This is a genomic window from Endozoicomonas sp. YOMI1 (assembly GCF_024606345.1).
Lineage (GTDB): Bacteria > Pseudomonadota > Gammaproteobacteria > Pseudomonadales > Endozoicomonadaceae > Endozoicomonas.
This window is the reverse complement of sequence record NZ_JAHHPM010000229.1, coordinates 1-3,168: the sequence shown is the minus strand read 5'-3', so window position 1 is coordinate 3,168 and position 3,168 is coordinate 1. Positions and strand designations below refer to the sequence as shown.

Genomic DNA, 3,168 nt, shown 5'->3' with positions numbered 1-3,168 from the left:
CTCAATTTCTCGCAATCCTCGCTACGGACGCTTAAGTCCGACAGGCTCCTGGAAAGCAGGGACCCCAAAGAGGGTTGCGGCTGGCTTGCACCAACCAGAAATCTGATAATCCAGATTTCAGTAATTCTTTCTATCGCTTAAGCAGACAGAGAAGACATGTCGATAGTCAGACCCGGCCCCATGGTAGAGGACAGGGTAACTTTCTTCATGTAAACGCCTTTGCTGGAAGATGGCTTCAGCTTCTTCAGATCAGCCAGCAGAGCTTCAACGTTCTGCTTCAGGGCAGCCGCTTCGAAGTCGATCTTACCAACACCTGCGTGAATGATACCGTTCTTGTCAGTACGGAAACGAACCTGACCAGCCTTGGCGTTCTTAACTGCTTCAGCAACGTTAGGCGTTACAGTACCAACCTTAGGGTTAGGCATCAGGCCCCGTGGTCCCAGAATCTGACCCAGCTGACCAACAACACGCATCGCATCCGGAGAAGCGATCACTACGTCGAAGTCCATCTGACCAGCTTTAACCTGTTCAGCCAGATCTTCCATACCAACCACTTCAGCACCCGCTTCTTTAGCGGCTTCAGCGTTAGCACCCTGGGTGAACACAGCGACGCGGACGTCTTTACCAGTACCGTTAGGCAGTACAGTAGAACCACGAACTACCTGGTCAGATTTACGAGGATCCACACCCAGATTGACAGAAACTTCGATCGTTTCCTTGAACTTGACGCTGGAGATCTCTTTCAGCAGGCTGGCAGCTTCTTCAAAGCCGTATGACCTGGTAGAGTCGATCTTTTCAGCAATCAGCCTGGCACGCTTTGAAATCTTAGCCATTACTCAACACCCTCCACGATCAGGCCCATGGAACGAGCTGAACCAGCAATGGTACGTATCGCTGCGTCTTCGTCAGCAGCCGTCAGATCAGGCTCTTTGATCTTGGCAACTTCAAGCAGTTGCTCACGAGTCACAGTACCAACTTTCTCGGTATTTGGACGACCAGAACCCTTCTTCAGCTTAAGCGTCTTCATCAGCAGAACAGAAGCAGGCGGCGTTTTGGTTTCGAAAGTGAAACTGCGATCGCTGTATACAGTAATAACAACAGGAATCGGCATGCCAGCATCCATTTTCTGGGTGCTTGCGTTGAACGCCTTACAGAATTCCATGATGTTTACACCGTGCTGACCCAAGGCAGGACCAACAGGTGGGGATGGATTCGCCTGTCCAGCAGGCACTTGAAGCTTAATATAAGCTTGTACTTTCTTGGCCATTGTTAACCTCTACATGGGTCACTGCCTCACTCAACCCTCTTTCCCAAACCACTCCTATACAAGGAATCCCAACAGGAAAAAGCATCAAATTCCACGGCTACCCGTCTACAAAGCGCGGTAGTTTACAGAAATGATCCCGAAAGCACCAGTGCAAAAACACGTAAGATAACTGCAATTCACACAATCATCGTTTTTTCAGCCCAAATAATAAGAAAGGATGCAAACACAACCACACACAGCTCAATGAGCATAATGTGTACAATCTACGTTCACCCTGAGCGTCCTTCGACTCCGCTCAGGATGTACAGACGAAGGGTGATTGGCACAGTCTTCATCAAGGGCATGGAGTTTACGCCCTTCTACTCCGCTCAGGACGAACGGAGTTTGGAGACCCATGACAGAAGAATCCCTTCAACCGCATTGAAACCGTGTACCAGCTCGACCTCCAAAAGCACAAAACCCCGCTACCAGAAGTGGCAAACGGGGTTATGGAAACAATTTGATCAGCTTACACTTTTTCAACCTGGCCAAACTCAAGCTCTACCGGCGTTGAACGACCAAAGATCATTACCGCGACCTGGAGACGACTTTTCTCGTAGTTAACACCTTCTACCACACCATTAAAGTCGGCAAAAGGACCTTCAATAACACGAACCATCTCACCCGGCTCAAACAGAGTCTTGGGCCTTGGAGCCTCAGCGCCTTCGTGCACACGACGAAGAATAGAATCCGCTTCCTTTTCGGTAATCGGCGCAGGCTTGTCCGCCGTACCACCAATAAAGCCCATAACCCGCGGCGTATCTTTAATCAGATGCCACGAGTCTTCATTCATTTCCATCTGGACTAGCACGTAGCCCGGAAAGAATTTTCTTTCACTTTTGCGCTTCTGGCCATTTTTAATCTCTACCACTTCCTCTGTAGGCACCAGAATTTCGCCAAAATACTCTTCCATACCAAGCCGATTGATACGCTCATTCAGAGAGCGCAACACCTGCTTCTCGTATCCAGAGTAGGCATGAACCACATACCAACGTTTCGCCATGTCCTGTCCCTATCAAATCAGGCTGCTGATCATCCAGCCTAGCAGAGAATCGAGCCCCCACAAAATAAGGCCCATCACTAACACGACAGCAACCACCACCAGAGTGGTTTGCACCGTCTCCTGACGAGTAGGCCAGACAACCTTGCGAATCTCGGTTTTGGCATCCTTCAGCAACGTCCAGAAGGCACCACCCTTTACCGTCTGCAGAGCAACAAACCCGGCAACAGCCGCGATTACCAGCAGACCAACAACCCTGAGAAGGAGCGACTCAGCAGAGAAGTAATAATTACCGTAAACACCAACAGCAACCAGAACCGCCACAAGGCCCCATTTGAGACCATCCAGACGACCCGAAGTCGCAATTTCAGAATTTCCACTCATCAGCTTGATTTTCTCTATCTAGGCTTTCTTTAAAAGACCTTTAAAAAGACCTCTGAGAACAAGCATCCAAGAGCTTGATCATTGGAAATGGCAGGCCAGGAGGGAATCGAACCCCCAACCCCCGGTTTTGGAGACCGGTGCTCTACCAATTGAACTACTGGCCTAAATCACTACCACTCTGGATTGCAGAGCCGGTGAATTATAATCATCATCAACCGACCTGAAAAGCCTTGCGGCTTACCGAGCACAAAAAAACAATTGGCACCCGGAACAAGAGACAAACATCTCTCAAAAACAAAACATTTCAGTGAATACTTGCAAAGGAACGAAAAGATAAAAAACCTTTAATTTCAATATATTACCACATCAATCAGTCTTTTCAAGCGTAACTGTTTGGTGATCCCATCCAGTATTCCCGATTATCAAGGGCTGTAGCCATATTAAACTAAAGTACATGTGTCTGCAGCCCTTGGGAATC

The 3,168-nt window shown here is 48.6% G+C and carries 4 protein-coding genes and 1 tRNA gene; all 5 read right to left on the bottom strand.

Annotated features, from left to right (window positions below):
* Positions 1 to 137: 137 nt before the first annotated feature.
* A complete protein-coding gene (rplA, locus tag KDK15_RS08050) occupies positions 138 to 833 on the bottom strand; it encodes a 50S ribosomal protein L1 (protein ID WP_257294843.1) in 696 nt (231 codons plus the stop codon).
* A complete protein-coding gene (rplK, locus tag KDK15_RS08045; protein ID WP_257294842.1) occupies positions 833 to 1,267 on the bottom strand; it encodes a 50S ribosomal protein L11 in 435 nt (144 codons plus the stop codon). Before rplK ends, rplA begins: the two co-directional genes overlap by 1 nt.
* Before the next feature lie 508 nt (positions 1,268 to 1,775).
* Positions 1,776 to 2,309 carry a transcription termination/antitermination protein NusG gene (gene nusG / locus KDK15_RS08040; protein ID WP_257294841.1) on the bottom strand — a complete coding sequence of 178 codons (534 nt, stop codon included), beginning with the start codon at positions 2,307 to 2,309 and terminating at the stop codon, positions 1,776 to 1,778.
* A gap of 12 nt (positions 2,310 to 2,321) precedes the next feature.
* Positions 2,322 to 2,690 carry a preprotein translocase subunit SecE gene (secE, locus tag KDK15_RS08035; RefSeq protein WP_066016057.1) on the bottom strand — a complete coding sequence of 123 codons (369 nt, stop codon included), beginning with the start codon at positions 2,688 to 2,690 and terminating at the stop codon, positions 2,322 to 2,324.
* Positions 2,691 to 2,778: 88 nt separating this feature from the next.
* Positions 2,779 to 2,854 (bottom strand) — tRNA-Trp (locus KDK15_RS08030).
* Positions 2,855 to 3,168: the final 314 nt, after the last annotated feature.